Source organism: Kitasatospora sp. NPDC091257 (genome assembly GCF_044757675.1).
Taxonomy (GTDB): domain Bacteria; phylum Actinomycetota; class Actinomycetes; order Streptomycetales; family Streptomycetaceae; genus Kitasatospora; species Kitasatospora lactacystinica.
The window spans coordinates 1-1,085 of record NZ_JBIVVI010001874.1 but is presented as its reverse complement, the minus strand read 5'-3'; the positions used below and the strand labels follow the sequence as shown (position 1 = coordinate 1,085).

At 70.1% G+C, this 1,085-nt stretch carries 1 pseudogene; it reads left to right on the top strand.

Annotated elements, in window-relative coordinates:
- A pseudogene (locus ACIQOV_RS42610) lies at positions 1-993 on the top strand (ketoacyl-synthetase C-terminal extension domain-containing protein); the annotation flags it as partial.
- Positions 994-1,085: the final 92 nt, after the last annotated feature.

Genomic DNA, 1,085 nt, shown 5'->3' with positions numbered 1-1,085 from the left:
GGTGTCGTGCTCCTGGAGCGGTTGTCGGACGCCCGCCGCAACGGCCACCGGGTGCTGGCGGTGGTGCGGGGTTCGGCGGTCAATCAGGACGGGGCGTCCAATGGGCTGACCGCGCCCAACGGCCCGTCGCAGGAGCGGGTGATCCGTCAGGCGCTGGCGAATGCGGGACTGTCGACGGCGGACGTGGACGTGGTGGAGGCGCACGGTACCGGCACGACGCTCGGCGATCCCATCGAGGCGCAGGCGCTGTTGGCGACCTACGGTCAGGGGCGCAACGAGCCGTTGTGGCTGGGGTCGGTGAAGTCGAACATCAGCCACACCCAGGCCGCCGCCGGTGTGGCGGGCGTGATCAAGATGGTGATGGCGATGCGCCACGGTGAACTGCCGCCGACGCTGCACGTCGACGCGCCGACCTCCCACGTCGACTGGGAGTCCGGAAACATCCGGCTGCTGACCGAGGCCCGGCCGTGGCCGGAGACGGGGCGTCCCCGCCGTGCCGGTGTGTCGGCGTTCGGTATCAGCGGCACCAACGCGCACGTGATCCTGGAGGCACCGGCGCCGGACCCGGCCGAGGAGGCCTCGTCCGAGTCTCCTGCCGTTTCCGCGCCCGCAGCCGTCGTGCCGGTGCCGTGGCTGCTGTCGGCGAAGTCGGACGAGGCCCTGCGCGACCAGGCCCGCAGGCTGCGCGGGTTCCTCGCCGAGCACCCCGAGGTCACACCGGCAGAGGTGGCCGCGGACCTGGCCGCGCGGGCCAGGTTCCCGCACCGTGCCGTGCTGACGGACCCGTCCGGTCTGGACGCGCTGATCGCCGGAGAAGCCGGAATCGTCACGGGCACTGCCTCCCCGGGCAGGTCGGCGTTCGTGTTCTCCGGTCAGGGTGGTCAGTGGGTGGGGATGGGGAGGGGTCTGTACCGGGAGTTCCCGGTGTTCGCGCGGGCGCTGGACGAAGTGTGCGGGCTGCTGGGGTTGCCGGTGGAGGTGCTGTTCGAGGACGGGTTGACATGAACTCACTAACACAGGAAGCTCTTTCGCATCTGCGCAGAATCAGCGTGTATCAAGCATCTCCGATCACTCATCAAGCGCAT